Source organism: Pseudomonas sp. VE 267-6A, assembly GCF_024126555.1.
GTDB lineage: Bacteria > Pseudomonadota > Gammaproteobacteria > Pseudomonadales > Pseudomonadaceae > Aquipseudomonas > Aquipseudomonas palmensis.
On record NZ_JAMYBY010000003.1, the window covers coordinates 289,588 to 315,823 of the forward strand.

Below are 26,236 nucleotides of genomic sequence, written 5' to 3' on the forward strand. Positions count from 1 at the left end.
CACCATCGCCAAGGGACTGCATGATGCAATTGGACAAGAACGGGTTGCCGCTGCTGGAGCAGTTTGGCGAAGAAGGTTTTGTGGACTGCGTGTTTCAGGTGCAGCACCTGATGCAGGATGACGTGCACTACCACTTTGACCTGCGTGCCGCGTTCGCCGGGTACTCGGTGGGTGTGCGGGCGCGGCTGCGGCGCGACGTGCAGCCGGGGTTCGATGGCGAGATGAACGTGATACAGGCGCACTTCTACAGCGACGGGCTCGAGATCTCGTCGCTGGGCCTGGAGACCGAGCGGTTCATCGAGGCGCTGGCACAGCTGTATGAAATCGAGCTGATCGATGGCCCCGGGGCGGTCGGCGAGCGCTTCAGCGTGATTGCGCTGCACCAGGCGGACACCGGGCTTGAAGCGGGTGCGGTGCGCCTGAAGGTGTTCGGCAACGACCGTTCGGATTCGGCGCCAGGCAGCTACTACGAAAGCTTCTTCAATGTCGACCTGCCGGCCGGTCATGTGTACTGGAACGAGAAGGACGTGGAGTATCGCGCACCGATGCTCAATGCACTGGCGGGGCTGGTGGGCCAAGGCGTGGCCGCGGCGTGAGTGCTCACGGGCCGCTTCACCTCCTGGCGCCCCGCTAGAGGTACCGCGAGGCCCGCACGTACGCTGAACATCGCAAGCGTGTCAGGGCCACCGCCCACCGAGGTTTCCCCAGAACGCAAAACGGCCGATGCAGTGCATCGGGCGTTTGTCTTGAAGCGCGGCGTTGGCCAGGGCTCAGAACGGGATGTCGTCATCGAAGCTGTCGAAGTCGGCAGCCGGCTGCGGCGCAGGCTGTTGCGGCGCAGGGCGCTGCTGAGGGGCCTGCTGCGGACGCTGCTGAGGCGCCTGCTGACGCGGGGCCTGGTTGTAGTTGTTGCCACCCTGCTGCGAACCGTCCTGGTTCTGCGGACGACCACCCAGCAGCTGCATGGTGCCCTGCATGTCGACGATGATCTCGGTGGTGTAACGCTTGATGCCGTCCTTTTCCCACTCGCGGGTCTGCAGCTTGCCCTCGATGTACACCTGCGAACCCTTGCGCAGGTACTCGCCGGCAATCTCGGCAACCTTGCCGAACATCGACACACGGTGCCACTCGGTACGCTCGACCTTCTGGCCGGTCTGCTTGTCGGTCCACTGCTCGCTGGTGGCCAGGCTGAGGTTGGTCACCGCGTTGCCGTTGGGCAGGTGGCGAACTTCAGGGTCCTGGCCGCAAGTGCCGACCAAAATGACTTTGTTAACCCCACGGGCCATAACGTTCTCCTAGGCTTGGCACGCCGCGGGCGCCGGGTTTACCAGCAGCTCCAGGGCCGTACGATCCAAAATTTGTGTATCCAGTTTGATATAGATGGCGGCTTCCTCTGCCACCACCACTGCGTCGGTCACACCCGGCACGGCCTTGAGGCGCTCGGTCAAGCCCGCTTCGCGCATCGCTTCTGGCGACAACGGCAAGCGCAGGCTCGTCACGTAAGGTGGTTCGCGCATAGTAACAGCTATGGCCAACCAAAGGGCACAGAGGCCTGCGCACCCCAGGAAAACCACGCTCAAGCCGCCATGCTGGAACAACCAGCCACCCATGATCCCGCCCAGCGCCGCCCCCAGGAACTGGCTGGTGGAATACACCCCCATCGCCGTGCCCTTGCCACCGGCCGGCGACACCTTGCTGATCAGCGAAGGCAACGAGGCTTCGAGCAGGTTGAAGGCGGTGAAGAAGATCACCGTGCCGATCACCAGTGACTGCAGGCTGTTGCCCAGCTCCCAGAAAAACAGCTCTGTGAGCATGAGCACACTGACCGCGCCGAGCAGGACACGTTTCATCTTGCGCTTTTTTTCACCGTAGATGATGAACGGAATCATTGCGAAGAATGAAACCAGCAAGGCGGTGAGGTAGACCCACCAGTGCTCCTCTTTCGGCAACCCGCCACGCTCCACGAACGCCAGCGGCAAGGCGACGAAGCTGGCCATGAGGATGGCGTGCAGCACGAAGATGCCGACGTCCAGGCGCAGCAGGTCGGGGTGACGCAGGGTCGGCCCCAGGGCCTGCTTGGCCACGCCCGACTCGCGGTGCGCCAGCGGGCCGTTGGAGGCCGGCACCACGAAGGCGATCAGGCCGATGCCCACCACCGCCATCGCCGCGGTGGCCAGGAACAACCCCGACAGGCCGAAGGCCCGCGTTACCAGAGGCCCCACGACCATCGCCACGGCGAACGACAGGCCGATGCTCATGCCGATCATGGCCATGGCCTTGGTGCGGTGCTGTTCGCGGGTGAGGTCCGAGAGCAACGCCATGACTGCCGCGGAGATGGCGCCCGCACCCTGCAGGATGCGCCCGGCGATCACGCCCCAGATCGAGTCGGCCTGCGCTGCCAGCACGCTGCCCAGGGCAAAGATCACCAGCCCCAGGTAGATCACCGGCCGACGGCCGATGCGGTCGGAAATGACCCCGAACGGAATCTGCAATACGGCCTGGGTCAGGCCATAGGCACCGATGGCCAGGCCGATGAGCGCCGGCGTGGCGCCCGCCAGGTCCATGCCATAGGTGGCCAGTACCGGCAGCACCATGAACATGCCCAGCATACGGAAGGCGAACACCAGGGCCAGGCCGCCTGCGGCGCGGGTCTCGCTGCCGCTCATGCGTTCGCTGTGGGGATCGTGCATGGATAAACCTCGTGTGAACCGGCGGCGATTCTACCAGTCGGATCGGTTAACGGCATATACGCGACGCTTTGCCGCGTGGTGGCAGCGCGCCGTATACTCCTCCGTTTATGCCCGCCAAGCGAGGCCGCAGTGGACAAGATCCTGATACGTGGGGCACGTACCCACAACCTTAAGAACATCGACCTGACCCTGCCCCGGGACAAACTGATCGTCATCACCGGTCTGTCCGGGTCCGGCAAGTCATCGCTGGCGTTCGACACCCTCTACGCCGAAGGCCAGCGTCGCTACGTGGAATCGCTGTCGGCGTATGCCCGCCAGTTCCTGTCGATGATGGAAAAGCCAGACGTCGACACCATCGAGGGGCTGTCGCCGGCCATCTCGATCGAGCAGAAGTCGACCTCGCACAACCCGCGCTCGACCGTGGGTACCATCACCGAGATCTACGATTACCTGCGCCTGCTGTATGCCCGTGTGGGCACCCCACGCTGCCCCGACCACGACATCCCGCTCGAAGCCCAGACTGTCAGCCAGATGGTCGACCTGGTGCTGGCCCAGCCCGAGGGCAGCAAGCTGATGCTGCTGGCTCCGGTGATTCGCGAGCGCAAGGGCGAGCACCTGGCGGTGTTCGAAGAGCTGCGTGCCCAGGGCTTCGTGCGCGCACGGGTCAACGGCAAGCTGTACGAGCTGGACGAGTTGCCCAAGCTCGACAAGCAGAAGAAGCACAGCATCGATGTGGTGGTCGACCGCTTCAAGGTGCGCGACGACCTGCAGCAGCGCCTGGCCGAATCGTTCGAAACAGCCCTTAAGCTGGCCGATGGCATCGCCCTGGTGGCGCCGATGGACGACGAGCCGGGTGAAGAAATGATCTTCTCGGCGCGCTTCGCCTGCCCGATCTGCGGCCACGCGATCAGCGAGCTGGAGCCCAAGCTGTTCTCCTTCAACAACCCGGCCGGCGCCTGCCCGACCTGCGACGGCCTGGGCGTGAAGCAGTTCTTCGACATCAAGCGCCTGGTCAACGGCGAGCTGACCCTGGCCGAGGGCGCGATTCGCGGCTGGGACCGGCGCAATGTGTATTACTTCCAGATGCTCGGCTCGCTGGCCGCGCATTACGGGTTCAGCCTGGAGGTGCCGTTCAACGAGCTGCCGGCCGACCAGCAGAAGGTGATCCTGAACGGCAGTGGCAAGCACAACGTCGACTTCAAGTACCTCAACGACCGGGGCGATATCGTCAAGCGCTCGCACCCCTTCGAGGGCATCGTGCCGAACCTGGAGCGGCGCTACCGCGAGACCGAATCGGCCACCGTGCGTGAAGAGCTGGCCAAGTTCCTCAGCACCCAGCCCTGCCCCGACTGCCGCGGCACCCGCCTGCGCCGCGAGGCGCGCCATGTGTGGGTGGGCGAGAAGACCCTGCCGGCGGTTACCAACCTGCCGATCGGCGATGCCAGCGACTACTTCGGCGGCCTCAAGCTGACCGGGCGCCGTGGCGAGATCGCCGACAAGATCCTCAAGGAAATCTGCGAACGCCTGCAGTTTCTGGTGAATGTGGGCCTGGACTACCTGACGCTGGATCGCAGCGCCGATACCCTGTCGGGCGGCGAGGCCCAGCGTATCCGCCTGGCCAGCCAGATCGGCGCCGGCCTGGTGGGGGTGATGTACATTCTCGACGAGCCATCCATCGGCCTGCACCAGCGCGACAACGATCGCCTGCTGGGCACCCTCAACCACCTGCGCGACATCGGCAACACGGTGATCGTGGTGGAGCACGACGAGGACGCCATCCGCATGGCCGACTACGTGGTGGATATCGGCCCGGGCGCGGGCGTGCATGGCGGCCAGATCGTGGCCGAGGGCACCCCGGCCGAGGTGATGGCGCACCCGGACTCGCTGACCGGCAAGTACCTGTCGGGCCGCGTGAAGATCGCCGTGCCGGCCAAGCGCACCCCGCGCAACAAGAAGCTGTCGCTCAAGCTCAAGGGCGCACGCGGCAACAACCTGCAGAACGTCGACCTGGAGATCCCGATCGGCCTGCTGACCTGCGTGACCGGCGTGTCCGGTTCGGGCAAGTCCACGCTGATCAACAACACCCTGTTCCCGCTGGCGGCAACCGCGCTCAATGGTGCCAGCACGCTGGAAGCTGCGGCCCACGACAGCTGCGATGGCCTGCAGCACCTGGACAAGGTGGTGGACATCGACCAGAGCCCGATCGGGCGTACACCGCGCTCCAACCCGGCGACCTACACCGGGCTGTTCACGCCGATCCGCGAGCTGTTCAGCGGCGTGCCGGAGTCGCGCTCGCGCGGCTACGGGCCGGGGCGTTTCTCGTTCAACGTCAAGGGCGGGCGCTGCGAGGCGTGCCAGGGCGATGGCCTGATCAAGGTCGAGATGCACTTCCTGCCCGACATCTACGTGCCGTGCGACGTGTGCAAGAGCAAGCGCTACAACCGCGAAACGCTGGAGATCAAGTACAAGGGCAAGAACATCCACGAGGTGCTGGAAATGACCATCGAGGAAGCCCGCGAGTTCTTCGATGCGGTGCCGGCACTGGCGCGCAAACTGCAGACGCTGATGGACGTGGGCCTGTCGTACATCAAGCTGGGCCAGTCGGCGACCACGCTGTCCGGTGGTGAGGCGCAGCGGGTCAAGCTGTCACGCGAGCTGTCCAAGCGCGATACCGGCAAGACGCTGTACATCCTCGATGAGCCGACCACTGGCCTGCACTTTGCCGATATCCAGCAACTGCTGGACGTGCTGCATCGCCTGCGTGACCACGGCAACACCGTGGTGGTGATCGAGCACAACCTGGACGTGATCAAGACCGCCGACTGGCTGGTGGACCTTGGGCCGGAAGGCGGCTCCAAGGGCGGACAGATCATCGCCTGCGGCACGCCGGAGGAGCTGGCCGAGATGAAGCAGTCGCACACGGGGTATTACCTCAAGCCGCTGCTGGCGCGCGACCGGGCCTGAACTGCAGGAGCCGGCCTTGCCGGCTCCTGCACAGCGGCATGCGGGCACAAAAAAAGGCCATCGGGTACGCCCCGATGGCCTTTTTCGTTGCGCGGCGGATTACATCTGCGATTGCAGGTAGTTCTCCAGGCCCAGCGACTTGATCAGACCCTGCTGCTTCTCCAGCCAGTAGGTGTGATCTTCTTCGGTGTCGGCCAACTGCACGCGCAGGATGTCACGGCTGACGTAGTCCTTGTGCAGCTCGCACAGCTCGATGCCTTTGCACAGCGCAGCGCGCACCTTGTACTCAAGGCGCAGGTCGGCGGCGATCATCTCGGGCACGGTGGTGCCGATGTCCAGGTCGTCCGGGCGCATGCGCGGGGTGCCTTCGAGCATGAGAATGCGGCGCATCAGGGCGTCGGCGTGTTGTGCCTCTTCTTCCATCTCGTGGTTGATTCGCTCGTAGAGCTTGCTGAAGCCCCAGTCTTCGTACATGCGCGAGTGGATGAAGTATTGGTCACGTGCCGCCAGTTCGCCCGTCAGCAACGTGTTGAGATAATCGATTACGTCCGGGTGACCTTGCATTGCCCTGACTCTCCCTGTGTGAAAGCCATAGTTTGAACCAGGATGACTGTAAGGTCACTGCAAATTGCGCTAAAACCGCTAAAAAAGTGGGTAAACAGTAGTCAATTGCATTGAAAAACCGCCCAGATGAGGGCGGTTCTTCTTATCACTTCGACTTAGGCCAGATTGAGACCCAATGCCTTTGCGATTCCCCCTCCGTAGGCCGGATCGGCCTTGAAGAAGTGCTGCAGCTGACGATCCACGACATCGCGCGAGACGCTGGCCATGGTGCCGGCGATGTTGGCGATCAGCAGGGCCTTCTGCTCATCGTTCATCAGGCGGAACAGCGCACCGGCATGGCTGTAGTAGTCGGTGTCTTCACGATGATCGTAACGGTCTGCTGCACCACCGAGGGCCAGTGCAGGCTCAGCGTACTGCGGGGCCTGCTTGGGTGCGTCGGCGTAGCTGTTGGGCTCGTAGTTGGGCGCCGCGCCGCCGTTGCTGCCAAAGGCCATCGAACCATCGCGCTGGTAGCTGTTCACCGGGCTGCGTGGGGCGTTTACCGGCAGTTGCTGGTGGTTGGTACCCACACGGTAACGGTGAGCGTCTGCGTAGGCGAATACGCGGCCCTGCAGCATGCGGTCTGGCGACAGCCCCACACCCGGGATCATGTTGCTGGGGCCGAACGCGGCCTGCTCGACTTCGGCAAAGTAGTTGAGCGGGTTGCGGTTGAGCTCCAGTTCGCCCACCTCGATCAGCGGATAGTCCTTCTGCGACCAGGTCTTGGTCACGTCGAACGGGTTCTCGGCACGGCTGGCGGCCTCGGCTTCGCTCATTACCTGGATGCACACGCTCCATTTCGGGAAGTCACCGCGCTCGATTGCTTCGAACAGGTCGCGCTGGGCGTAATCCGGGTCGGTACCGGCCAGGCGGGCCGCCTCGGCAGGCGCCAGGTTCTTGATGCCCTGCTTGGTCTTGAAGTGCCACTTGACCCAGGTACGCTGGCCCTGTGCGTTGATCAGGCTGTAGGTGTGGCTGCCAAAACCGTGCATGTGACGGTAGCCATCCGGGATGCCGCGGTCGGAGAACAGGATGGTGACCTGGTGCAGCGATTCGGGCGAATGCGACCAGAAGTCCCACATCATCTGCGGGCTTTTCAGGTTGCTTTGAGGCAGGCGCTTCTGGGTGTGGATGAAGTCCGGGAACTTCAACGGATCACGGATGAAGAACACCGGCGTGTTGTTGCCCACGATGTCCCAGTTGCCTTCCTCGGTGTAGAACTTGAGTGCAAAACCGCGAGGGTCACGCTCGGTATCGGCCGAACCCCGCTCGCCACCCACTGTGGAGAAACGCAGGAAGGTCTCGGTCTGCTTGCCGACGCTGCTGAACAGCTTGGCGCAGGTGTACTGGGTGATATCACGGCTGACGGTGAACGTGCCATAGGCACCCGACCCCTTGGCGTGTACACGGCGCTCAGGGATGTTCTCGCGGTTGAAGTGCGCAAGCTTTTCAATCAGGTGGAAGTCTTCCAGCAACAACGGACCCCGCGGGCCTGCCGAACGCGAGTTCTGGTTGTCGGCGACCGGCGCGCCACTGGCGGTGGTCAGCGTTTTGTTCTGGCTCATGCACTCTCTCCTTAATCAGACTTTTGCGGCCGGCTAATCGGCGTAGGCAGAAGTATCGACCAGGAACATGACACCATCAAATTCATTACATGACTGAGATCAATAGATTATTTCAATTCACGCAGAAACAAAAAACCGGGCACTGGGCCCGGTTCCTTGTTACAGACTGTTCGCCTTACTCAGCAGCTTCAACCGAGCCACCAACAGGACGATCAACCAGCTCGACGTACGCCATAGGTGCGTTATCGCCAGCGCGGAAACCGCACTTGAGGATACGCAGGTAGCCGCCCTGACGGGTGGCATAGCGCTTGCCCAGATCGTTGAACAGCTTACCGACGATTTCTTTCGAACGGGTACGGTCGAAAGCCAGACGACGGTTAGCAACGCTGTCTTCCTTGGCCAGGGTGATCAGCGGCTCGGCAACGCGGCGCAGTTCCTTGGCTTTTGGCAGAGTAGTTTTGATCAGCTCGTGCTCGAACAGCGACACCGCCATGTTCTGGAACATGGCCTTACGGTGAGAGCTGGTACGGCTCAGGTGACGTCCACTTTTACGATGACGCATGGGTTCATTCCTTACCAAACACTACGTTCGGTGATTACGACGATCAGGCAGTCGCCTTGTCGTCCTTCTTAAGACTTGCAGGCGGCCAGTTGTCGAGGCGCATGCCGAGGGACAGACCACGGGAGGCCAGAACGTCCTTGATTTCGGTCAAGGATTTCTTGCCCAGGTTCGGAGTCTTCAACAGTTCTACTTCGGTACGCTGAATCAGGTCGCCGATGTAGTAAATGTTCTCCGCCTTAAGGCAGTTGGCCGAACGCACGGTCAATTCCAGATCGTCAACCGGACGAAGCAGGATCGGATCGATCTCGTCTTCCTGTTCGACTACCACTGGTTCGCTGTCACCCTTGAGGTCGACGAATGCAGCCAACTGCTGTTGCAGGATGGTTGCAGCACGACGGATTGCCTCTTCAGGATCCAGAGTACCGTTGGTTTCCAGATCAATAACCAGCTTGTCCAGGTTAGTACGCTGCTCGACACGGGCGTTTTCCACCACGTATGCGATACGGCGAACCGGGCTGAACGAAGAGTCGAGCTGCAAGCGACCAATGCTGCGGCTTTCGTCTTCATCGCTCTGACGCGAATCGGCCGGTTCATAACCACGACCACGAGCTACGGTGAGCTTCATGTTCAAGGCGCCATTGGACGCCAGGTTAGCGATTACGTGATCGGGGTTAACGATCTCGACATCATGATCCAGCTGAATATCGGCAGCGGTAACCACCCCCGAACCCTTCTTCGACAAGGTCAGCGTAACTTCGTCACGACCGTGCAGTTTGATAGCCAGGCCTTTCAGGTTCAACAGGATTTCAATGACGTCTTCCTGAACACCTTCGATGGCGGAGTACTCGTGGAGTACACCGTCGATCTCGGCCTCGACTACTGCACAGCCAGGCATGGAGGACAACAGGATGCGGCGCAGCGCGTTGCCCAGGGTATGGCCAAAACCACGCTCGAGAGGCTCGAGAGTGATTTTAGCGCGGGTTGGACTGACGACCTGCACATCGATGTGGCGGGGCGTCAGGAACTCATTTACCGAAATCTGCATGGATGCACCTATTTTCTAGCCCTTACTTGGAGTAGAGCTCGACAATCAGGCTTTCGTTGATGTCGGCAGACAGATCACTGCGAGCAGGAACGTTCTTGAAAACGCCCGACTTCTTCGCGGTGTCTACATCTACCCACTCAACGCGGCCACGCTGGGCGCACAGTTCAAGGGCTTGAACAATGCGCAGCTGGTTCAGCGACTTCTCGCGAACCGCGACCACGTCACCCGGACGAACTTGGTAGGACGGAACGTTTACAGTCTTGCCGTTAACGCTGATCGCTTTGTGCGAAACCAGCTGACGGGATTCGGCACGAGTAGCGCCAAAGCCCATACGATAAACGACGTTATCCAGACGGCATTCGAGCAGTTGCAGCAGGTTCTCACCAGTAGCGCCCTTCGAGGAGGCCGCTTGCTTGTAGTAACCGCTGAACTGACGCTCGAGCACGCCGTAGATACGACGGACTTTTTGCTTTTCACGCAGCTGGGTGCCGTAGTCGGACTGACGACCGCGGCGCTGACCGTGAATACCTGGGGCTGCTTCGATGTTGCACTTCGATTCCAGAGCGCGAACGCCGCTCTTCAGGAACAGATCGGTGCCTTCACGACGAGACAGTTTGCATTTTGGACCAATGTAACGTGCCATTTATCTGTCTCCTGATTACACGCGGCGCTTCTTCGGCGGACGGCACCCGTTATGCGGGATTGGCGTCACGTCGGTGATGCTGGCGATCTTGTAGCCACAGCCGTTCAGAGCACGAACAGCGGACTCACGACCTGGACCTGGACCCTTGACGTTGACGTCGAGGTTCTTCAGACCATATTCCAGCGCAGCTTGACCAGCACGCTCAGCAGCTACTTGAGCAGCGAACGGGGTGGACTTGCGGGAACCGCGGAAACCCGAACCGCCGGAGGTAGCCCAGGACAGGGCGTTACCTTGACGATCGGTAATGGTCACGATGGTGTTGTTAAAGGACGCATGGATGTGGGCGATGCCATCAACCACTGTCTTTTTAACTTTTTTACGAGGACGAGCAGCAGGTTTTGCCATGTCTATATTCCTGTCGATTCGCTGGTGCGATTACTTGCGGATCGGCTTACGCGGACCTTTACGGGTACGCGCGTTGGTCTTGGTACGCTGACCGCGTACTGGCAGACCCCGACGATGACGCAGGCCGCGGTAGCAACCCAGGTCCATCAACCGCTTGATTTTCATGTTGATGTCGCGACGCAGGTCACCTTCAGTGGTGAACTTCGCAACTTCGCTACGCAGCTGTTCAATCTGCTCGTCGCTCAGATCTTTGATCTTCACGGCTGGGTTGACCCCAGTGTCTGCACAGATTTTCTGTGCAGTTGTGCGACCGACACCATAGATGTAGGTCAGCGAGATAACAGTGTGCTTGTTATCTGGAATGTTAACGCCTGCAATACGGGCCATTCAGTGGGACTCCAATTGACAGCTACCTACGCCCCGGAAGCCAAGAAATAGGGCGCGAGATAATATCGCTGTAGAAACAAATAATCAACCCAGCAGCGCACTAGCTGCTGGGTTTGAAGCACAGATCACACTCAGCCTTGGCGCTGCTTGTGACGTGGTTCCGCGCTGCAAATCACTCGCACAACACCTTCGCGGCGAATAATTTTGCAGTTACGGCACAGCTTTTTCACCGATGCACGAACTTTCATCACCAACTCCTCGAACCTTAAGGGTCTCTCAGCGCAGCATTCCGCTGCCACCGTAGCCTTTCAGGTTGGCTTTCTTCATCAGGGATTCGTACTGGTGCGAAACGAGGTGCGATTGTACTTGGGACATGAAGTCCATCACAACCACTACCACAATCAGCAACGAGGTCCCGCCAAGGTAGAACGGAACGTTTGCCGCTACCACCAGGAACTGGGGCAACAGACACACGGCCGTCATATAAAGAGCACCGAACATGGTCAAGCGGGTCAGAACGCCATCAATGTAGCGCGCCGACTGCTCGCCTGGACGGATGCCCGGAATAAAGGCACCGGACTTCTTCAGGTTTTCCGCTACGTCTTTCGGATTGAACATCAACGCCGTATAGAAGAAGCAGAAGAAAATAATCCCTGCACTAAACAGCAGAATATTCAACGGCTGACCAGGAGCGATCGACTGCGAGATGTCCTGCAGCCAGCCCATACCTTCAGACTGACCAAACCAGGCACCCAGCGAAGCCGGGAACAGCAAAATGCTGCTTGCGAAGATGGCTGGGATGACCCCGGCCATGTTCACCTTCAGCGGCAAGTGGCTAGTCTGCGCAGCGAAGACCTTGCGGCCCTGCTGACGCTTGGCGTAGTGAACGGCGATTCGACGCTGACCACGCTCAATGAACACCACAAAACCGATAATCGCTACTGCCAGCAAACCGATAGCGACCAGAGCGAAAATGTTGATATCGCCCGTACGTGCAGACTCGAAAGACTGCCCGATTGCTCTCGGAAGACCGGCGACGATACCTGCGAAAATCAACATCGAGATACCGTTGCCTACACCGCGCTCCGTGATTTGCTCACCCAGCCACATCATGAACATCGCACCCGCCACAAACGTGGAGACCGCGACGAAATGGAAGCCAAAGTCAGCAGAAAACGCTACACCCTGACCGGCCAGGCCGATGGACATGCCAACAGCCTGGACCAGCGCCAGGATAACGGTGCCGTAGCGGGTGTACTGGCTGATCTTGCGACGGCCAGCTTCACCTTCCTTCTTCAACTGCTCCAGCTGCGGGCTGACGGCGGTCATCAGCTGCATGATGATCGATGCCGAAATGTACGGCATGATCCCCAGTGCAAAGATGCTCATCCGTTCCAGCGCGCCGCCGGAAAACATGTTGAACAAGCTAAGAATGGTCCCCTCATTCTGTCGAAACAGTTCCGCCAGCCGGTCCGGGTTGATGCCTGGAACTGGGATGTGTGCGCCTATCCGATAGACGATGATCGCCAGAAACAGAAAACGCAGACGAGCCCAAAGTTCAGACATCCCGCCTTTACCGAGCGAAGAGAGAGCACCTTGCTTAGCCATTTATTCCTCGAACTTGCCGCCAGCTGCTTCGATAGCCGCACGCGCACCTTTGGTGGCTGCGATACCCTTGATGGTGACCGCGCGAGTAACTTCGCCGGACAGCATGATTTTCACACGCTGTACGTTTTGGTTAATCACGTTGGCATCCTTCAAGGATTGCACGGTGACAACGTCGCCTTCCACTTTGGCCAGCTCGGACAGACGCACTTCTGCGCGGTCCATGGCTTTCAGGGAAACGAAGCCGAATTTCGGCAGACGACGGTGCAGCGGCTGTTGACCGCCTTCAAAGCCTGGAGCGATGGTGCCACCGGAGCGGGAGGTCTGACCTTTGTGGCCGCGGCCACCGGTCTTGCCCAAACCACTACCGATACCACGACCCGGACGATGCTTCTCGCGACGGGAACCCGGCGCTGGACTCAGATCATTGAGTTTCATCGATTAACCCTCGACGCGCAGCATGTAGTAAGCCTTGTTGATCATCCCGCGATTCTCGGGAGTATCCAGGACTTCTACAGTGTGACCGATGCGGCGCAGACCCAGACCCTTAACACACAGTTTGTGGTTAGGGAGACGGCCGGCGGTGCTTTTGATCAGCGTTACTTTGACGGTAGCCATGATCAGCGGATCTCCTCGACGCTCTTGCCGCGCTTGGCAGCAATGGATTCAGGAGATTGCATAGCCTTCAGACCCTTGAAAGTGGCATGAACCACGTTCACTGGGTTGGTCGAGCCGTAGCACTTGGCCAGGACGTTCTGAACGCCAGCAACTTCCAGGACAGCACGCATCGCGCCACCGGCGATGATACCGGTACCGTCGGAAGCAGGCTGCATGTACACCTTCGAAGCGCCGTGGGCGGACTTGGTGGCGTACTGCAGAGTGGTGCCGTTCAGGTCTACCTGAATCATGTTGCGACGGGCAGCTTCCATGGCTTTCTGGATCGCAGCAGGTACTTCGCGCGATTTGCCACGGCCGAAACCAACGCGACCCTTGCCATCACCTACCACGGTCAACGCGGTGAAGGTGAAGATACGGCCGCCTTTTACGGTTTTGGCTACGCGGTTAACTTGAACCAGCTTCTCGATGTAGCCTTCGTCGCGCTTTTGATCGTTATTTGACATAACTTAGAACTCCAGTCCGCCTTCACGAGCACCATCTGCCAGCGCTTTAACGCGGCCGTGGTACTTGAAGCCAGAACGGTCAAAGGCAACTTGAGATACACCGGCGGCTTTCGCGCGCTCAGCTACCAGCTTGCCAACCTTAGTGGCCGCGTCGATGTTGCCAGTGGCGCCATCACGCAGGTCTTTGTCCAAAGTCGAGGCGCTGGCCAGGACTTTGCTGCCGTCGGCCGAAATGACCTGGGCATAGATGTGCTGCGAGGAGCGGAACACGCAGAGACGCACGACTTCGAGTTCGTGCATTTTCAGGCGTGCTTTGCGAGCGCGACGCAGTCGAGTAACTTTTTTGTCGGTCATTTGCTATGCCCTACTTCTTCTTGGCTTCTTTACGACGGACGACTTCGTCCGCGTAACGCACACCCTTGCCTTTGTACGGCTCTGGTGGACGGAAGTCGCGGATTTCAGCGGCCACCTGACCTACCAGCTGCTTGTCGATACCCTTGATCAGGATGTCGGTCTGGCTAGGGGTCTCAGCGGTGATGCCCTCAGGCAGTTCATAATCCACTGGGTGCGAGAAGCCGAGCGCCAGGTTCAGCACGGTGCCCTTGGCTTGCGCCTTGTAACCAACACCGACCAGCTGGAGCTTGCGCTCGAAGCCTTGGCTTACGCCCTGGACCATGTTGTTCACGAGTGCACGGGTAGTGCCGGCCATTGCGCGAGTTTGTTGGTCGCCGTTGCGAGCAGCGAAACGCAGCTCACCAGCTTCTTCAACAACTTCAACGGACGAGTGAACGTTCAGTTCGAGAGTGCCCTTGGCACCCTTCACCGAAAGCTGTTGGCCGACGAATTTGACTTCGACACCGGCTGGCAGCTTAACGGGGTTCTTAGCGACGCGAGACATGCTTATCCCCCCTTAGAACACTGTGCAGAGTACTTCGCCGCCGACACCGGCAGCGCGCGCAGCACGATCAGTCATCACACCTTTGTTGGTGGAGACGATAGACACGCCCAGACCGCCACGTACTTTCGGCAGTTCTTCGACGGACTTGTACTGACGCAGGCCTGGACGACTTACGCGCTTGACTTCCTCGATGACCGGACGGCCTTCGAAGTATTTCAGCTCGATGGACAGCGAAGGTTTGACTTCACTGCTGACCTGATAACCCGCGATGTAACCTTCGTCTTTCAGAACTTTGGCTACAGCCACCTTCAGGGTCGAGGACGGCATGCTTACGACGGACTTTTCAGCCATCTGGGCATTACGGATTCGAGTTAGCATGTCCGCTAACGGGTCCTGCATACTCATGGGCTAGACGCTCCTGATACAAGAAAAATTAGCCTTTCGGCTACTACAGTCACCTGAACACAACGGGCAAAAAACCCGGGCTCAGGTGAGCCGGTCATTCTAGACACATCCCAGAAACGAAACAAGCCCCATAAGGGGCTTGTTTCGTTGCAAGATCACCGGCGGTCGGAAGATCACTCCCCCGCCGCCAGGGCCCTGCCGGTACGTCTTACCAGCTGGCTTTGACCAGACCTGGAACGTCACCGCGCATTGCTGCTTCACGCAGCTTGTTACGGCCGAGGCCGAACTTGCGGTAAACGCCGTGTGGACGACCGGTGATGCGGCAGCGGTTACGCATGCGCGAGGCGCTTGCGTCACGTGGCTGCTTCTGCAGAGCGATCGAGGCTGCCCAACGTTCTTCTGGAGTTGCATTCAGATTAACGATGGTAGCTTTGAGCTCAGCACGCTTCTTGGCGTATTTAGCAACCGTGAGCTGACGCTTCAGCTCGCGGTTTTTCATGCTCTTCTTGGCCATTTTCCTACTCCAATCAGTTGCGGAACGGGAATTTGAAAGCGCGCAGCAGAGCGCGACCTTCGTCATCCGTACGAGCAGTGGTGGTCAGGGTAATGTCCAGACCGCGCAGAGCATCGATCTTGTCGTAGTCGATTTCCGGGAAGATGATCTGCTCTTTCACGCCCATGCTGTAGTTGCCACGACCGTCGAAGGACTTGGCATTCAGGCCGCGGAAGTCGCGAACCCGAGGCAGGGAGATCGCCAGCAGGCGGTCCAGGAATTCGTACATACGATCACGGCGCAGAGTGACTTTGACGCCGATCGGCCAGCCCTCACGGACTTTGAAGCCCGCGATGGATTTCCGAGCGAAAGTCACAACGGCTTTTTGACCGGTGATCTTCTCGAGGTCAGCTACAGCGTGCTCGATGACTTTCTTGTCGCCGACAGCTTCGCCCAGACCCATGTTCAGGGTGATCTTGGTAACGCGCGGAACTTCCATCACGTTCGCCAGCTTAAGTTCTTCCTTAAGCTTGGGAGCAATTTCCTTCCGGTAAATCTCTTTCAGTCGTGCCATGGTCTTCTACCTAGCAGTGTTCAAGCATCAACCGCTTTTTGGGTCGACTTGAAGACACGAATTTTTTTGCCTTCTTCTACTTTGAAACCAACGCGGTCAGCCTTGTTGGTTTCGCCGTTGAAGATGGCGACGTTGGAAGCGTGCAGTGGCGCTTCTTTCTCGACGATACCGCCTTGTACGCCCGACATAGGGTTAGGCTTGGTATGACGCTTCACCAGGTTGATCCCACCAACGACCAGACGGTCGTCAGCGAGAACCTTGAGCACCTTACCGCGCTTACCTTTGTCTTTGCCGGCGATCACGATGATCTCGTCGTCACGACGAATCTTTTGCATGTCGGATCTCCTTACAGCACTTCTGGGGCGAGCGAGACGATCTTCATGAACTTCTCAGTACGAAGTTCACGGGTCACTGGCCCAAAGATACGGGTGCCGATCGGCTCTTGCTTGTTGTTCAGCAGAACAGCAGCATTGCCATCAAAGCGGATGATGGAGCCGTCAGCACGACGGACACCGTGGCGAGTGCGGACTACAACAGCAGTCATCACCTGGCCTTTCTTCACTTTACCGCGAGGAATTGCTTCCTTGACGGTTACCTTGATGATGTCACCGATACCGGCGTAGCGACGGTGCGAACCGCCGAGCACCTTGATGCACATGACGCGACGAGCGCCGCTGTTATCGGCCACATCGAGCATGGATTGAGTCTGAATCATAAAATTTCTCCGACCCCTAGCCCTTAGACTTCAACAGCGCGTTCGAGAACTTCAACCAGTGCCCAGGACTTGGTCTTGGCCAGCGGACGAGTCTCGCGGATGGAGACCTTGTCGCCGATGTGGCACTGGTTGGTTTCGTCGTGCGCGTGCAGCTTAGTCGAACGCTTAACGTATTTACCGTAGATCGGGTGCTTTACGCGACGCTCGATCAGTACGGTGATGGTTTTGTCCATCTTGTCGCTGACGACACGGCCAGTCAGCGTACGGACGGTTTTTTCAGCTTCAGCCATGATCACTTACCTGCCTGCTGGTTGAGCACAGTTTTCACGCGAGCGATGTCACGCTTAACTTGCGAGAGCAGGTGCGACTGCCCCAACTGGCCAGTTGCCTTCTGCATACGCAGATTGAACTGGTCGCGCAGCAAGCCGAGCAGTTGCTCGTTCAGCTGCTGTGCTGATTTTTCACGAAGTTCATTCGCTTTCATCACATCACCGTCCGCTTAACAAAGGAGGTGGCGAGAGGCAGCTTTGCAGCCGCCAAGGCGAATGCCTCACGCGCCAGCTCTTCAGAAACACCCTCGATCTCGTACAGGACCTTGCCTGGCTGGATCTGGGCAACCCAGTACTCCACGGAACCCTTACCTTTACCCATCCGCACTTCGAGAGGCTTCTTGGAGATCGGCTTGTCCGGGAATACACGGATCCAGATCTTGCCGCCACGTTTTACGTGACGGGTCAGGGCACGACGTGCCGATTCGATCTGGCGAGCGGTGAGACGACCGCGAGCAACAGCTTTCAGAGCAAACTCGCCGAAGCTGACTTTGCTACCGCGCAGTGCCAGACCACGGTTGTGGCCAGTCATCTGCTTGCGGAATTTTGTACGCTTTGGTTGCAACATTTGGCGTACCCCTTACTTAGCAGCTTTTTTACGAGGCGCTGGTGCTTGTGGTTTCAGTTCTTCTTGGCGACCACCAATAACTTCGCCTTTGAAAATCCAAACCTTCACACCGATCACACCGTAAGTGGTGTGAGCTTCGTAAGTGGCATAGTCGATGTCGGCACGCAGGGTGTGCAGTGGCACACGACCTTCGCGATACCATTCAGTACGTGCGATTTCAGCACCGCCGAGACGACCGCTCACCTGGATCTTGATGCCCTTGGCACCAATACGCATGGCGTTCTGTACGGCGCGCTTCATGGCGCGACGGAACATCACACGACGCTCCAGCTGCTGAGCTACGCTCTGAGCTACCAGCATACCGTCGAGTTCCGGCTTGCGGATCTCTTCGATATTGATGTGCACAGGCACACCCATTTGCTTGGTCAGGTCCTGACGCAGTTTCTCAACATCTTCACCTTTCTTCCCGATAACGATACCTGGACGAGCGGTGTGGATGGTGATGCGTGCAGTTTGAGCCGGACGATGGATATCGATACGGCTAACGGACGCGCTTTTTAGTTTGTCTTGGAGGTACTCACGCACATTCAGATCTGCGAGCAAATAGTCCGCATAAGTCCGACCGTCTGCGTACCAGACGGAGGTGTGCTCCTTGACGATTCCCAGGCGAATGCCAGTGGGATGTACTTTCTGACCCATCTGATCGACTCCGTTACTTGTCCGCAACCTTGACAGTGATATGGCAAGACCGCTTGACGATGCGATCAGCGCGGCCTTTGGCACGCGGCATGATGCGCTTCAGCGAACGCCCTTCGTTGACGAAAACGGTGGAGACCTTCAGGTCATCAACGTCTGCGCCTTCGTTATGCTCGGCGTTGGCTACGGCCGACTCGAGGACTTTCTTCATGATTTCAGCGGCTTTTTTGCTGCTGAAGGCCAACAGGTTGAGCGCTTCGCCCACCTTCTTCCCGCGGATCTGGTCGGCGACCAAGCGGGCTTTCTGGGCGGAGATGCGAGCGCCCGACAACTTAGCGGCTACTTCCATTTCCTTACCCCTTAACGCTTGGCTTTCTTGTCAGCCACGTGCCCGCGGTAGGTGCGGGTACCGGCGAACTCGCCCAGTTTATGGCCGACCATGTCTTCGTTCACGAGAACTGGGACGTGTTGGCGACCGTTGTGTACCGCGATGGTCAGACCGACCATTTGTGGCAGGATCATCGAACGGCGCGACCAGGTCTTAACTGGTTTGCGATCGTTCTTTTCCGCCGCCACTTCGATCTTCTTCAGTAGGTGAAGATCGATAAAAGGACCTTTTTTCAGAGAACGTGGCACTGTCGTATCCCTCTATTTACTTGCGACGACGGACGATCATTTTGTCGGTACGCTTATTACCACGAGTCTTCGCGCCCTTAGTCGGGAAGCCCCATGGCGATACCGGATGACGACCACCGGAGGTACGACCTTCACCACCACCATGTGGGTGGTCAACCGGGTTCATGGCAACACCACGAACGGTTGGGCGAACGCCACGCCAGCGTTTGGCACCAGCTTTACCCAGCGAACGCAGGCTGTGCTCGGAGTTCGAGACTTCGCCCAGGGTCGCACGGCACTCAGCCAGGACTTTACGCATTTCACCAGAGCGCAGACGCAGGGTCACATAGACACCTTCGCGAGCGATCAGCTGAGCCGAAGCACCAGCGGAACGAGCGATCTGTGCACCTTTGCCCGGCTTCAGTTCGATGCCGTGAATGGTGCTACCCACTGGAATGTTGCGCAGTTGCAGGGAGTTGCCTGGCTTGATTGGAGCCAGAGCACCTGCGATCAGCTGGTCGCCAGCACTCACGCCTTTAGGGGCGATGATGTAGCGGCGCTCGCCGTCTGCGTAGCAGAGCAGTGCGATGTGAGCAGTACGGTTCGGGTCGTATTCGATACGCTCGACAGTGGCGACGATGCCGTCCTTGTCGTTGCGACGGAAGTCGACCATACGGTAATGCTGCTTATGACCACCACCTACGTGACGCGTAGTGATGCGGCCATTGTTGTTACGACCACCAGACTTCGATTTCTTCTCGAGCAGCGGTGCGTGAGGAGCGCCTTTATGCAGCTCCTTGTTGACCACCTTGACCACGAAACGGCGGCCAGGGGAAGTCGGTTTGCATTTAACGATTGCCATGATGCACCCCTTCCTTACTCAGCACTGCTGCTGAAATCGAGATCTTGGCCGGGTTGAAGGGAGATGATCGCCTTCTTCCAGTCATTACGCTTGCCCAGACCGCGAGCGGTACGCTTGGTCTTACCCAGAACGTTCAGGGTAGTCACGCTTTCCACTTTCACGCTGAACAGGCTTTCGACGGCCTTCTTGATTTCCAGCTTGGTTGCGTCGGTAGCAACCTTGAAAACGAACTGGCCTTTCTTGTCAGCCAGAACCGTGGCCTTCTCGGAAACGTGCGGGCCAAGTAGAACTTTAAATACGCGTTCCTGGTTCATCCCAGCAGCTCCTCGAATTTCTTCACGGCCGACACGGTGATCAACACCTTGTCGTATGCGATCAGACTGACCGGATCGGAACCCTGTACGTCACGTACGTCGACGTGCGGCAGGTTGCGAGCAGCCAGGTACAGATTCTGATCAACAGCATCAGAAACGATCAGTACGTCGCTCAGACCCATGCCGTTCAGTTTGTTCAGCAGGTCTTTGGTTTTCGGTGCTTCAACAGCGAAGTCCTGAACCACGACCAGACGGTCGGTACGCACCAGCTCGGCGAGGATGGAACGCATTGCTGCGCGGTACATCTTCTTGTTGAGCTTCTGCGAGTGGTCTTGAGGACGAGCTGCGAAAGTGGTACCGCCGCCACGCCAGATTGGGCTACGGATAGTACCGGCACGAGCGCGGCCAGTGCCTTTCTGACGCCATGGGCGCTTGCCGCCACCAGCAACGTCGGAACGGGTTTTCTGCTGCTTGGTGCCCTGACGGCCGCCGGCCATGTAGGCCACGACTGCTTGGTGTACCAGCGTCTCGTTGAATTCGCCGCCGAAAGTCAGTTCGGAAACTTCGATCGCTTGAGCGTCATTTACATTTAGTTGCATGTCAGCTTCCCCTTAACCGCGAGCCTTGGCAGCCGGACGCACAACCAGATTGCCGCCAGTAGCGCCAGGAACGGCACCCTTGACCAGCAACAGATTGCGTTCAGCGTCGACGCGCACTACTTCGAGGGACTGAACGGTCACGCGCTCGGCGCCCATGTGACCGGACATTTTTTTGCCCTTGAATACACGACCAGGAGTCTGGCACTGGCCGATAGAGCCCGGGACGCGGTGGGAAACGGAGTTACCGTGGGTATTGTCTTGACCGCGGAAATTCCAACGCTTGATGGTACCGGCAAAGCCTTTACCTTTCGACTGACCGGTAACGTCTACCATTTGGCCAGCAGCGAAGATTTCTGCATTGATCAAGTCGCCAGCCTGGTACTCGCCTTCTTCAAGACGGAATTCCCAGACACCGCGACCAGCGGCAACGTTCGCTTTAGCGAAGTGACCTGCTTGAGCAGCAGTCACACGCGAAGCGCGACGCTCGCCAACAGTGACTTGCACTGCGCGATAGCCATCAGTTTCTTCGGTTTTGAACTGGGTGACGCGATTCGGCTCGATCTCAATGACCGTGACCGGAATGGAGACACCTTCTTCGGTGAAAATACGGGTCATACCGCATTTACGACCGACTACACCAATAGTCATGTTGTAAACCTCATGAGTGTACGGGGCTTTCACCCGCTATGGCCGCCCATTTCAGAGCGTTACACGACTAAGACCCGAGTCTTAGCCGAGGCTGATCTGCACTTCCACGCCTGCCGCAAGATCGAGCTTCATAAGAGCATCAACGGTTTTATCCGTTGGCTGGACGATGTCCAGTACGCGCTTATGAGTACGGATCTCGTACTGGTCACGCGCGTCTTTGTTGACGTGCGGGGAGACCAGAACGGTGAACCGCTCTTTACGGGTAGGCAGTGGAATTGGACCACGCACTTGAGCACCAGTACGTTTCGCGGTTTCCACGATTTCCTGGGTGGATTGGTCGATCAGGCGATGGTCAAAAGCCTTCAACCTGATACGGATTTGCTGATTTTGCATTGGATTTCAGACTCCAGGCTGCTATTCCCACCGGGCGCACTACGCCCGTTAAAAGGAGGCGTGATTCTATAGACACCCCCACTGAGTGTCAACCCAATAAAAAAGCCCCCGCAAAAGCGGGGGCCTTTCTAAACGATCAACGATTACTCGATGATTTTGGCTACGACGCCGGCGCCGACGGTACGACCGCCTTCACGGATAGCGAAGCGCAGACCGTCTTCCATCGCGATGGTCTTGATCAGAGTGACAGTCATCTGGATGTTGTCACCCGGCATTACCATTTCAACGCCTTCTGGCAGCTCGCAGTTACCAGTCACGTCAGTAGTACGGAAGTAGAACTGTGGACGGTAGCCTTTGAAGAACGGAGTGTGACGGCCGCCTTCTTCCTTGCTCAGAACATAGACTTCTGCGGTGAACTTGGTGTGCGGCTTGACCGAACCTGGCTTGACCAGAACCTGGCCACGCTCAACGTCGTCACGCTTGGTGCCGCGCAGCAGCACGCCGCAGTTCTCGCCAGCACGACCTTCGTCCAGCAGCTTGCGGAACATCTCAACACCGGTGCAGGTGGTGGTGGTGGTGTCACGCAGACCAACGATTTCCAGGGCGTCTTGAACGCGGACGATGCCACGCTCGATACGACCGGTAACAACGGTACCACGACCCGAGATCGAGAATACGTCTTCGATTGGCATCAGGAACGGCTTGTCGATAGCGCGCTCAGGCTCTGGGATGTAGGTATCCAGAGTCTCAACCAGCTTCTTGACAGCGGTGGTGCCCATTTCGTTGTCGTCTTTGCCTTCCAGCGCCATACGAGCCGAACCGATGATGATCGGGGTATCGTCGCCTGGGAAATCATAGGTGGACAGCAGGTCGCGAACTTCCATCTCGACCAGCTCCAGCAGCTCAGCGTCGTCTACCAGGTCAGCCTTGTTCAGGAAGACCACGATGTACGGAACGCCAACCTGACGGGACAGCAGGATGTGCTCACGGGTTTGTGGCATCGGACCATCGGCAGCCGAGCAAACCAGGATCGCGCCGTCCATCTGGGCAGCACCGGTGATCATGTTCTTCACGTAGTCAGCGTGACCTGGGCAGTCGACGTGAGCGTAGTGACGAATGGTCGAGTTGTACTCAACGTGAGCGGTGTTGATGGTGATACCGCGAGCTTTCTCTTCTGGAGCGCTGTCGATCTTGTCGAATTCAACGACTGCGGAACCGAAAACTTCGGAGCAGACGCGAGTCAGAGCTGCGGTCAGAGTGGTTTTACCGTGGTCAACGTGACCGATGGTGCCAACGTTGACGTGCGGAAGGGAACGATCAAATTTTTCTTTAGCCACGACAATTAACTCCTAGCCTAAAGGACTGAATCAGCCTTGTTTTTTAACGAGCGCTTCGACGATGTTCGACGGAGCCTCAGCGTATTTGGAGAATTCCATGGAGTAGCTCGCGCGACCCTGGGACATGGAACGAACGTCGGTCGCATAACCGAACATCTCTCCGAGCGGAACTTCAGCACGGACAACCTTGCCGGACACCGAATCTTCCATACCCTGGATCAGACCACGACGACGGTTCAGGTCACCCATCACGTCACCCATGTAGTCCTCAGGGGTCACAACTTCTACCTTCATGATCGGCTCAAGCACCTTACCGCCGCCTTTGGCTGCGAGTTGCTTGGTCGCCATGGAGGCCGCCACCTTGAACGCCATCTCGTTAGAGTCGACGTCGTGGTAGGAACCATCAAACACGGTTGCCTTCAGGCCGATCAGCGGATAGCCGGCAACGATGCCGTTCTTCATCTGCTCTTCGATACCCTTCTGGATCGCCGGGATGTATTCCTTCGGAACCACACCACCCACAACCTCGTTGGTGAAAACCAGGCCTTCGGTGATGTTGCCGTGTGCGTCCACGTCTGGCTGCGAGAAGCGGATCCAGCAGTGACCGAACTGACCGCGACCACCGGACTGACGAACGAACTTGCCTTCGATTTCGACGTTGTCTTTGGTGATCTGCTCGCGATAGGAAACCTGCGGCTTACCGATGTTGGCTTCGACGTTGAATTCGCGCTTCATGCGGTCAACGAGGATGTCCAGGTGAAGCTCGCCCATACCCGAGATGATGGTCTGGCCGGTTTCTTCGTCGGTCTTGACGCGGAACGACGGGTCTTCCTGAGCCAGCTTGCCCAGTGCGATACCCATCTTTTCCTGGTCCTGCTTGGTTTTCGGCTCGACAGCTACCGAAATCACAGGCTCAGGGAAGTCCATACGCTCGAGGATGATCGGCTTGTCGGCGTTGCACAGGGTGTCACCAGTGGTGACGTCCTTCATGCCGATCAGAGCAGCGATGTCGCCGGCCAGTACTTCCTTGATTTCTTCACGCTGGTTGGCGTGCATCTGCACCATACGACCAACGCGCTCTTTCTTGCCCTTGACCGAGTTGATCACGGAGTCGCCGGACTGCAGCATACCCGAGTAAACACGGACAAAAGTCAGAGTACCAACGAACGGGTCGGTGGCAATCTTGAACGCCAGAGCCGAGAACGGCTCGTTGTCGTCGGCATGACGCTCGTCGTAATCGGCGTCGACCAGCTCTTCCTTTGGCTTCTCGATCAGGTCAGGGTGGATACCCTTGATCGCAGGAATCTCGGTAGGAGCAGGCAGGAAGTCGATAACGGCGTCGAGAACCAGGGGAACGCCCTTGTTCTTGAACGACGAACCACAGACAGCCGGAACGATCTCGCTGGCCAGGGTACGCGCGCGCAGACCGGCCTTGATTTCTTCGACGGTCAGCTCTTCGCCTTCCAGGTACTTGTTCATCAGCTCTTCGCTGGACTCGGCAGCCGCTTCAACCATGTTGGAGCGCCACTCTTGAGCCAGCTCCAGCATATCGGCAGGAATTTCTTCCTCGCGATAGGTGGTGCCTTTGTCGTCTTCGTTCCAGTAGATAGCCTTCATCTTGATCAGATCGACCTGACCCTGGAAGTTCTCTTCCGAACCGATGGCCAGCTGAACAGGAACCGGGGTGTGACCCAGACGGTTCTTGATCTGACCTACGACGCGCAGGAAGTTGGCACCGGCACGGTCCATCTTGTTCACGTATACAACACGTGGAACGCCGTACTTGTTGGCTTGACGCCATACGGTTTCGGACTGTGGCTCAACGCCGGAGGTACCGCAGAACACAACGACAGCGCCGTCGAGTACACGCAGCGAACGCTCAACTTCAATGGTGAAGTCAACGTGGCCGGGGGTATCGATGACGTTTACGCGGTAGTTGTCATACTGACCCTTGGAGCCTTTCCAGAAGGTAGTGACAGCAGCGGAGGTAATGGTGATACCCCGCTCCTGCTCCTGCACCATCCAGTCGGTGGTCGCGGCGCCATCATGCACCTCGCCCAGTTTGTGGCTCAGGCCTGTGTAGAACAGGATCCGCTCGGTAGTAGTGGTCTTGCCCGCGTCAACGTGCGCGCAAATACCAATGTTACGGTAGCGGTTGATTGGTGTAGTACGAGCCATAGAGCCCTCGCAAAAATAGTGATGCCTGAATTAGAAGCGGTAGTGCGAGAACGCTTTGTTGGCTTCGGCCATACGGTGTACGTCTTCACGCTTCTTGACTGCAGCACCTTTGCCTTCAGCAGCATCCAGCAATTCGCCGGCCAGGCGCAGGGCCATAGACTTCTCGCCGCGCTTGCGCGCGTAGTCTACCAACCAGCGCATTGCCAGGGCGTTACGACGGGACGGACGAACTTCGACCGGAACCTGGTAAGTAGCACCGCCAACACGGCGCGACTTCACTTCGACCAGCGGAGCGATGGCGTCGAGAGCTTTCTCGAAGATTTCCAGGGGATCGCTGTTCTTGCGTTCTTTGACCTTGTCCAGCGCACCGTAAACGATACGCTCGGCAACGGCCTTCTTGCCGCTTTCCATCACGTGGTTCATGAACTTGGCGAGAATCTGCGATCCGTATTTTGGATCGTCCAGAATCTCACGCTTGGCTGCTACACGACGTCTTGGCATTGATAAGCCCTCAAACGGTCTTCAGGTTAGCTCGGGACAGGGAACCCAGAGGTTGCGTGCCCGACCTTACTCTTATCGACTCAATAAAATTGATAACTGCAAATTGCTGCAAACGGCCGATTACTTCGGACGCTTGGTACCGTACTTCGAACGACCTTGGTTACGACCTTTGACGCCGGAGGTATCCAGGGAGCCGCGAACGGTGTGGTAACGAACACCTGGCAAGTCTTTTACACGACCGCCGCGGATCAGTACCACGCTGTGCTCTTGCAGGTTGTGGCCTTCACCACCGATGTACGAGGAAACCTCGAAACCGTTGGTCAGACGCACACGGCATACTTTACGCAGTGCCGAGTTAGGTTTTTTCGGCGTGGTGGTGTACACACGGGTGCACACGCCACGACGTTGCGGGCAGTTCTGCAGCGCAGGAACGTCGGATTTCTCGACGATACGCTTACGCGGCTGACGTACCAGCTGGTTGATAGTTGCCATCTACTAGCTCCACTGTTGTCTTGCGACGC

The 26,236-nt window shown here is 58.2% G+C and carries 38 protein-coding genes; 2 read left to right on the top strand and 36 right to left on the bottom strand.

Annotation, left to right across the window (positions count from 1 at the left end; all coding sequences use genetic code 11):
* The first annotated feature begins 23 nt into the window (after positions 1 to 23).
* A complete protein-coding gene (locus tag NJH59_RS04815; protein WP_123753530.1) occupies positions 24 to 596 on the top strand; it encodes a hypothetical protein in 573 nt (190 codons plus the stop codon).
* 174 nt (positions 597 to 770) lie between these two features.
* Here the strand turns inward: NJH59_RS04815 and NJH59_RS04820 are convergent, their stop codons facing one another.
* On the bottom strand, positions 771 to 1,286 hold the full coding sequence (locus NJH59_RS04820; protein WP_043861918.1) for a single-stranded DNA-binding protein: 516 nt from the start codon (positions 1,284 to 1,286) through the stop codon (positions 771 to 773).
* A 9-nt stretch (positions 1,287 to 1,295) separates the two neighbouring features.
* The gene (locus NJH59_RS04825; protein ID WP_054916437.1) at positions 1,296 to 2,690 is read right to left on the bottom strand and encodes an MFS transporter; all 1,395 of its coding nucleotides are present in this window, start codon (positions 2,688 to 2,690) and stop codon (positions 1,296 to 1,298) included.
* Between the two features lie 129 nt (positions 2,691 to 2,819).
* Here NJH59_RS04825 and uvrA point away from each other — a divergent pair, with 129 nt between their 5' ends.
* A complete protein-coding gene (gene uvrA / locus NJH59_RS04830) occupies positions 2,820 to 5,654 on the top strand; it encodes an excinuclease ABC subunit UvrA (RefSeq protein ID WP_043861920.1) in 2,835 nt (944 codons plus the stop codon).
* 99 nt (positions 5,655 to 5,753) lie between these two features.
* Here the strand turns inward: uvrA and bfr are convergent, their stop codons facing one another.
* From bfr to rpsL, 34 genes are all read right to left on the bottom strand, one after another.
* Positions 5,754 to 6,218, bottom strand: coding sequence for a bacterioferritin (bfr, locus tag NJH59_RS04835; RefSeq protein WP_043861921.1), 465 nt, complete (start codon positions 6,216 to 6,218; stop codon positions 5,754 to 5,756).
* A 155-nt stretch (positions 6,219 to 6,373) separates the two neighbouring features.
* On the bottom strand, positions 6,374 to 7,822 hold the full coding sequence (locus tag NJH59_RS04840) for a catalase (protein WP_078481647.1): 1,449 nt from the start codon (positions 7,820 to 7,822) through the stop codon (positions 6,374 to 6,376).
* Between the two features lie 175 nt (positions 7,823 to 7,997).
* Complete coding sequence (gene rplQ, locus NJH59_RS04845) at positions 7,998 to 8,384, bottom strand: 50S ribosomal protein L17 (RefSeq protein ID WP_002555463.1); 387 nt, start codon at positions 8,382 to 8,384, stop codon at positions 7,998 to 8,000.
* Between the two features lie 43 nt (positions 8,385 to 8,427).
* Entirely contained in the window at positions 8,428 to 9,429 is a 1,002-nt protein-coding gene (rpoA, locus tag NJH59_RS04850) for a DNA-directed RNA polymerase subunit alpha (RefSeq protein WP_003186012.1), read from the bottom strand.
* 22 nt (positions 9,430 to 9,451) lie between these two features.
* Positions 9,452 to 10,072 (bottom strand): 30S ribosomal protein S4, encoded by a 621-nt coding sequence (gene rpsD / locus NJH59_RS04855; RefSeq protein ID WP_043861923.1) that lies wholly within the window; start codon positions 10,070 to 10,072, stop codon positions 9,452 to 9,454.
* A gap of 15 nt (positions 10,073 to 10,087) precedes the next feature.
* The gene (rpsK, locus tag NJH59_RS04860; RefSeq protein ID WP_002555466.1) at positions 10,088 to 10,477 is read right to left on the bottom strand and encodes a 30S ribosomal protein S11; all 390 of its coding nucleotides are present in this window, start codon (positions 10,475 to 10,477) and stop codon (positions 10,088 to 10,090) included.
* A 30-nt stretch (positions 10,478 to 10,507) separates the two neighbouring features.
* Positions 10,508 to 10,864 (bottom strand): 30S ribosomal protein S13, encoded by a 357-nt coding sequence (gene rpsM / locus NJH59_RS04865; protein WP_043861924.1) that lies wholly within the window; start codon positions 10,862 to 10,864, stop codon positions 10,508 to 10,510.
* 131 nt (positions 10,865 to 10,995) lie between these two features.
* Positions 10,996 to 11,112 (bottom strand): 50S ribosomal protein L36, encoded by a 117-nt coding sequence (gene rpmJ / locus NJH59_RS04870; RefSeq protein WP_002555468.1) that lies wholly within the window; start codon positions 11,110 to 11,112, stop codon positions 10,996 to 10,998.
* 28 nt (positions 11,113 to 11,140) lie between these two features.
* Positions 11,141 to 12,472, bottom strand: a complete 1,332-nt coding sequence (gene secY, locus NJH59_RS04875) for a preprotein translocase subunit SecY (RefSeq protein WP_043861925.1) — start codon at positions 12,470 to 12,472, stop codon at positions 11,141 to 11,143.
* On the bottom strand, positions 12,473 to 12,907 hold the full coding sequence (gene rplO / locus NJH59_RS04880; protein WP_010220318.1) for a 50S ribosomal protein L15: 435 nt from the start codon (positions 12,905 to 12,907) through the stop codon (positions 12,473 to 12,475).
* A gap of 3 nt (positions 12,908 to 12,910) precedes the next feature.
* Positions 12,911 to 13,087, bottom strand: a complete 177-nt coding sequence (rpmD, locus tag NJH59_RS04885) for a 50S ribosomal protein L30 (protein ID WP_010220317.1) — start codon at positions 13,085 to 13,087, stop codon at positions 12,911 to 12,913.
* A 2-nt stretch (positions 13,088 to 13,089) separates the two neighbouring features.
* Positions 13,090 to 13,590, bottom strand: a complete 501-nt coding sequence (gene rpsE, locus NJH59_RS04890; protein WP_043861926.1) for a 30S ribosomal protein S5 — start codon at positions 13,588 to 13,590, stop codon at positions 13,090 to 13,092.
* 3 nt (positions 13,591 to 13,593) lie between these two features.
* The gene (gene rplR / locus NJH59_RS04895; protein WP_043861927.1) at positions 13,594 to 13,944 is read right to left on the bottom strand and encodes a 50S ribosomal protein L18; all 351 of its coding nucleotides are present in this window, start codon (positions 13,942 to 13,944) and stop codon (positions 13,594 to 13,596) included.
* Positions 13,945 to 13,954: 10 nt separating this feature from the next.
* Positions 13,955 to 14,488 (bottom strand): 50S ribosomal protein L6, encoded by a 534-nt coding sequence (rplF, locus tag NJH59_RS04900; protein ID WP_043861928.1) that lies wholly within the window; start codon positions 14,486 to 14,488, stop codon positions 13,955 to 13,957.
* A gap of 12 nt (positions 14,489 to 14,500) precedes the next feature.
* Positions 14,501 to 14,893 (bottom strand): 30S ribosomal protein S8, encoded by a 393-nt coding sequence (gene rpsH, locus NJH59_RS04905; RefSeq protein ID WP_010220313.1) that lies wholly within the window; start codon positions 14,891 to 14,893, stop codon positions 14,501 to 14,503.
* A gap of 208 nt (positions 14,894 to 15,101) precedes the next feature.
* Positions 15,102 to 15,407 (bottom strand): 30S ribosomal protein S14, encoded by a 306-nt coding sequence (gene rpsN, locus NJH59_RS04910; protein ID WP_043861929.1) that lies wholly within the window; start codon positions 15,405 to 15,407, stop codon positions 15,102 to 15,104.
* 13 nt (positions 15,408 to 15,420) lie between these two features.
* Positions 15,421 to 15,960, bottom strand: coding sequence for a 50S ribosomal protein L5 (rplE, locus tag NJH59_RS04915; RefSeq protein ID WP_043861930.1), 540 nt, complete (start codon positions 15,958 to 15,960; stop codon positions 15,421 to 15,423).
* A gap of 20 nt (positions 15,961 to 15,980) precedes the next feature.
* Positions 15,981 to 16,295 carry a 50S ribosomal protein L24 gene (gene rplX, locus NJH59_RS04920; protein ID WP_008374158.1) on the bottom strand — a complete coding sequence of 105 codons (315 nt, stop codon included), beginning with the start codon at positions 16,293 to 16,295 and terminating at the stop codon, positions 15,981 to 15,983.
* 11 nt (positions 16,296 to 16,306) lie between these two features.
* Positions 16,307 to 16,675, bottom strand: coding sequence for a 50S ribosomal protein L14 (gene rplN / locus NJH59_RS04925; RefSeq protein ID WP_002555479.1), 369 nt, complete (start codon positions 16,673 to 16,675; stop codon positions 16,307 to 16,309).
* Between the two features lie 23 nt (positions 16,676 to 16,698).
* Positions 16,699 to 16,965: a 30S ribosomal protein S17 gene (gene rpsQ / locus NJH59_RS04930; RefSeq protein WP_008374160.1), complete on the bottom strand. Its 267-nt coding sequence runs from the start codon at positions 16,963 to 16,965 to the stop codon at positions 16,699 to 16,701.
* Between the two features lie 2 nt (positions 16,966 to 16,967).
* Complete coding sequence (rpmC, locus tag NJH59_RS04935) at positions 16,968 to 17,159, bottom strand: 50S ribosomal protein L29 (protein WP_002555481.1); 192 nt, start codon at positions 17,157 to 17,159, stop codon at positions 16,968 to 16,970.
* Positions 17,159 to 17,572, bottom strand: coding sequence for a 50S ribosomal protein L16 (gene rplP / locus NJH59_RS04940; RefSeq protein WP_003255479.1), 414 nt, complete (start codon positions 17,570 to 17,572; stop codon positions 17,159 to 17,161). Before rplP ends, rpmC begins: the two co-directional genes overlap by 1 nt.
* Positions 17,573 to 17,584: 12 nt before the next feature.
* Positions 17,585 to 18,271: a 30S ribosomal protein S3 gene (rpsC, locus tag NJH59_RS04945; RefSeq protein WP_010220308.1), complete on the bottom strand. Its 687-nt coding sequence runs from the start codon at positions 18,269 to 18,271 to the stop codon at positions 17,585 to 17,587.
* Positions 18,272 to 18,284: 13 nt separating this feature from the next.
* Positions 18,285 to 18,617 carry a 50S ribosomal protein L22 gene (gene rplV, locus NJH59_RS04950; RefSeq protein WP_003103908.1) on the bottom strand — a complete coding sequence of 111 codons (333 nt, stop codon included), beginning with the start codon at positions 18,615 to 18,617 and terminating at the stop codon, positions 18,285 to 18,287.
* An 11-nt stretch (positions 18,618 to 18,628) separates the two neighbouring features.
* Positions 18,629 to 18,904, bottom strand: a complete 276-nt coding sequence (gene rpsS / locus NJH59_RS04955) for a 30S ribosomal protein S19 (RefSeq protein WP_002555486.1) — start codon at positions 18,902 to 18,904, stop codon at positions 18,629 to 18,631.
* A 16-nt stretch (positions 18,905 to 18,920) separates the two neighbouring features.
* A complete protein-coding gene (gene rplB / locus NJH59_RS04960; protein WP_078481646.1) occupies positions 18,921 to 19,745 on the bottom strand; it encodes a 50S ribosomal protein L2 in 825 nt (274 codons plus the stop codon).
* Positions 19,746 to 19,759: 14 nt separating this feature from the next.
* Positions 19,760 to 20,059, bottom strand: a complete 300-nt coding sequence (gene rplW / locus NJH59_RS04965) for a 50S ribosomal protein L23 (RefSeq protein WP_009397515.1) — start codon at positions 20,057 to 20,059, stop codon at positions 19,760 to 19,762.
* Positions 20,056 to 20,658, bottom strand: coding sequence for a 50S ribosomal protein L4 (gene rplD, locus NJH59_RS04970; protein ID WP_010220305.1), 603 nt, complete (start codon positions 20,656 to 20,658; stop codon positions 20,056 to 20,058). Before rplD ends, rplW begins: the two co-directional genes overlap by 4 nt.
* Before the next feature lie 12 nt (positions 20,659 to 20,670).
* Entirely contained in the window at positions 20,671 to 21,306 is a 636-nt protein-coding gene (rplC, locus tag NJH59_RS04975; RefSeq protein WP_043861931.1) for a 50S ribosomal protein L3, read from the bottom strand.
* 81 nt (positions 21,307 to 21,387) lie between these two features.
* Positions 21,388 to 21,699, bottom strand: a complete 312-nt coding sequence (gene rpsJ, locus NJH59_RS04980; RefSeq protein WP_003186070.1) for a 30S ribosomal protein S10 — start codon at positions 21,697 to 21,699, stop codon at positions 21,388 to 21,390.
* Positions 21,700 to 21,842: 143 nt separating this feature from the next.
* A complete protein-coding gene (tuf, locus tag NJH59_RS04985) occupies positions 21,843 to 23,036 on the bottom strand; it encodes an elongation factor Tu (protein WP_043861932.1) in 1,194 nt (397 codons plus the stop codon).
* A 30-nt stretch (positions 23,037 to 23,066) separates the two neighbouring features.
* On the bottom strand, positions 23,067 to 25,214 hold the full coding sequence (fusA, locus tag NJH59_RS04990; RefSeq protein WP_043861933.1) for an elongation factor G: 2,148 nt from the start codon (positions 25,212 to 25,214) through the stop codon (positions 23,067 to 23,069).
* Positions 25,215 to 25,244: 30 nt separating this feature from the next.
* Positions 25,245 to 25,715 (bottom strand): 30S ribosomal protein S7, encoded by a 471-nt coding sequence (gene rpsG / locus NJH59_RS04995; RefSeq protein WP_008089143.1) that lies wholly within the window; start codon positions 25,713 to 25,715, stop codon positions 25,245 to 25,247.
* 120 nt (positions 25,716 to 25,835) lie between these two features.
* Positions 25,836 to 26,207, bottom strand: a complete 372-nt coding sequence (rpsL, locus tag NJH59_RS05000; protein WP_003186084.1) for a 30S ribosomal protein S12 — start codon at positions 26,205 to 26,207, stop codon at positions 25,836 to 25,838.
* Positions 26,208 to 26,236 lie beyond the last annotated feature (29 nt).